This window comes from Pseudomonas defluvii, assembly GCF_001695625.1.
Taxonomy (GTDB): Bacteria; Pseudomonadota; Gammaproteobacteria; order Pseudomonadales; family Pseudomonadaceae; genus Aquipseudomonas; species Aquipseudomonas defluvii.
The window spans coordinates 1-2,903 of sequence record NZ_MBPN01000226.1 but is presented as its reverse complement, the minus strand read 5'-3'; the positions used below and the strand labels follow the sequence as shown (position 1 = coordinate 2,903).

Genomic DNA, 2,903 nt, shown 5'->3' with positions numbered 1-2,903 from the left:
CGCCGGGTTAACCCGGGCCGGCCGTTGTCGTTTCTGTGGGGCTGAGTCAGTGTGCGTGGGCGTGTCGGCGCTGGCGATGAGGCACGCCTGCCGTCATATCCCGGGGTTGCAGGTGAGGGTGATGGTGGCGACGCGTGATGCGCAGTACGCCCCAGAGCATTGCGGCCGCGACGCTCAGCCAAGCGCCGATCAACATGAAAATCGCCAGTGTCAGGCTCATGTGTGCCTCCTTTTGAGCCGGGCAGGCTCTTGCGCTTGCCCCATGCAACAGTCTAGCTGTTGTTACATGGCAAGCCATTGACCTATGGTCTAGCTCCTTGGTCTGCTTTGTTCTAAGCCGTACGCGGGCTATACCGCGAAGCGCTGCCGGCCTATGATCGCAGCCGAGGCCGGGCGCTGCCTGCCGGGCACCAGAACAAGCGAGAGTCCATGCCTGTATTTCCCATCGCATCCCGTCGTCTGTTTGCGGCTGTGGCCGTAACCCTGAGCCTGGCCGGTTGTGCCAGCCCCTTCTCGTCTCAGCTCAATGGCATGGCGCAGCGGGTTGAGTTGAGCGGCGTGCCGTATTTCCGTGGCAATGCGAACCAGAGTGCCTCAATGGCCTTGGCGGCGATATTGTCTCAACAGGGTGTGAGGATCACGCCAGGTTTGCTTGATGGCCCGCTGCATTTGCCGCAAGACGTCGATAAGCTGCCGGAGTCAATACCGGCTGTAGCGCGTGAGTACGGGATGATGGTTTACCCACTGGACCGTCAGTTGCCAGCGCTGCTAACGCAGGTTGCTGCAGGTAATCCGGTATTGCTGCGTTACAGTGAGGGGACAGCGCTGTGGGGCGAGCCGCGGTATGCCTTGCTGGTCGGTTACGACCGCTACAAGGAACGCGTGCTGCTGCGTTCGGGCAATAATCGGCGCTTGCTGATGGGCTTCGACAGCTTCAATGCTGCCTGGCAGAAGGAGGGCGCCTGGGCTGTGCTGGTACAGCAACCTGGGCAGTTGCCGGCGCAGGTAGACCGGCAGCGCTGGCTCAAGGCAGCCAATGATCTGGCCCAGGCAGGCCAGGAACAGGCTGCCCGCCAAGCCGTCAAGGCCATTGGCCCGTGACGGCTTGAGCGGTAGGCGTTAAACGCCGAGGCGGTCGCGCAGGCTGTAGTACCAGGCACCGATGGCGCTGAACGGTACACGCAGCAATTGCCCGCCTGGGAACGGATAGTGCGGCAGCTCGGCAAACGCATCAAAGCGTTCTGCCTGGCCGCGCAGCGCTTCGGCCAGCACCTTGCCTGCCAGATGGGTGTAGGTCACACCGTGACCACTGCAGCCCTGCGAATAGTAGATGTTGTCGCCAAGACGGCCGACCTGAGGCAGGCGCGACAGGGTCAGCAGGAAGTTGCCGGTCCAGGCGTAGTCGATCTTCACGTCCTTGAGCTGCGGGAAAGCCTTGAGCATTTTCGGGCGAATGATCGCTTCGATATTGGCCGGGTCGCGTGCGCCGTACACCACGCCACCGCCGAAGATCAGACGCTTGTCAGAGGTCAGGCGGTAGTAGTCGAGCAGGTAGTTGCAGTCTTCAACGCAGTAGTCCTGTGGCAGCAGCGAATGTGCCAGGTCGGCATCCAGCGGCTCGGTGGTGATCACCTGGGTGCCGCATGGCATCGATTTGGCAGCCAGCTCCGGCACCAGGTTACCCAGGTAGGCATTGCCGGCGACAATCACGAACTTGGTGCGGACTTTACCCTGAGGGGTGTGTACCACGGGGTTGGCACCGCGTTCGATGCGCACGGCAGGCGACTGTTCATAGATCTTGCCGCCGAGGGATTCAACCGCTGCAGCTTCGCCCAGCGCCAGGTTCAGCGGATGGATGTGCCCGCCGCTCATGTCGAGCATGCCGCCGATGTAGCTGTCGCAACCGACGACTTCACGGATGCGGCGCTGGTCCATCAGTTCCAGCTGATTATGGCCAAAACGTTCCCACAGGCGTTTCTGTGATTCCAGGTGGCCCATTTGCTTGGAGGTCAGGGCGGCGAAAACGCCACCGTCTTTCAGATCGCACTGAATGTTGTATTTGGCGACGCGCTCACGAATGATCCGACCGCCTTCAAACGCCATCTGCCCGAGCAGTTGTGCCTGTTTGGGGCCGACAGTGCGTTCAATGACGTCGATGTCGCGGCTGTAGCTGTTGACGATTTGCCCGCCGTTGCGGCCAGAGGCACCGTAGCCGACTTTGGCAGCTTCCAGGACGGCAACCTTGAAACCGTTTTCAAGCAGGAACAGTGCGCTGGACAGACCGGTGTAGCCGGCGCCGATCACGCAGACATCGACATCAATTTCTTCCTGCAAAGCTGGGCGCTGCGGAACAGGATTGGCCGATGCGGCGTAGTAGGACTGAGGGTAGGGGGTGTGCGCCATGGGGGTGGACCTCTGTTTTATATTTTTTACGTATGAGCTGATCCTATCAACAATAATTAACACCCGCTAGCGGGGTGTTTAAAATTCTGAAAACGACCAACCCACAAATATTTTTAATATTCAGTGAGTTAGCGCGAAAAAAAGAGTTGACACCATTCGTCAATTCCGTAGAATGCCGCCTCACAGCAGGCACATAGCTCAGTTGGTTAGAGCACCACCTTGACATGGTGGGGGTCGTTGGTTCGAGTCCAATTGTGCCTACCAAATCAGACCGCTCCTGTTGGCGGCAGCAAAAAAGGCGATCCGAAAGGGTCGCCTTTTTTGTTTGGGGCGATTTTTTGCGTGTTCAGGGCATGCAGCAAAAGTTTGATTTATTTGCATATTTCTATTTACGGGTTGTAAAAACCTGAGTAGAATGCGCACCACAGCAGGCACATAGCTCAGTTGGTTAGAGCACCACCTTGACATGGTGGGGGTCGTTGGTTCGAGTCCAATTGTGC

The 2,903-nt window shown here is 58.7% G+C and carries 3 protein-coding genes and 1 tRNA gene; 2 read left to right on the top strand and 2 right to left on the bottom strand.

All coding sequences use genetic code 11. The features are described from left to right. Window positions 1-46 precede the first annotated feature (46 nt). Complete coding sequence (locus tag EKA13_RS27955) at window positions 47-220, bottom strand: hypothetical protein (RefSeq protein ID WP_176717495.1); 174 nt, start codon at window positions 218-220, stop codon at window positions 47-49. Between the two features lie 209 nt (window positions 221-429). Here EKA13_RS27955 and EKA13_RS26695 point away from each other — a divergent pair, with 209 nt between their 5' ends. Continuing rightward, entirely contained in the window at window positions 430-1,101 is a 672-nt protein-coding gene (locus tag EKA13_RS26695; RefSeq protein ID WP_065761994.1) for a hypothetical protein, read from the top strand. An 18-nt stretch (window positions 1,102-1,119) separates the two neighbouring features. On the opposite strand, the gene EKA13_RS26690 is transcribed toward EKA13_RS26695, so the two are convergent. Then, window positions 1,120-2,403: an NAD(P)/FAD-dependent oxidoreductase gene (locus EKA13_RS26690; protein ID WP_065761993.1), complete on the bottom strand. Its 1,284-nt coding sequence runs from the start codon at window positions 2,401-2,403 to the stop codon at window positions 1,120-1,122. A 187-nt stretch (window positions 2,404-2,590) separates the two neighbouring features. Between EKA13_RS26690 and EKA13_RS26685 the strand changes: the two genes are divergently transcribed. Continuing rightward, window positions 2,591-2,667: transfer RNA gene (locus tag EKA13_RS26685), tRNA-Val, on the top strand. Window positions 2,668-2,903 lie beyond the last annotated feature (236 nt).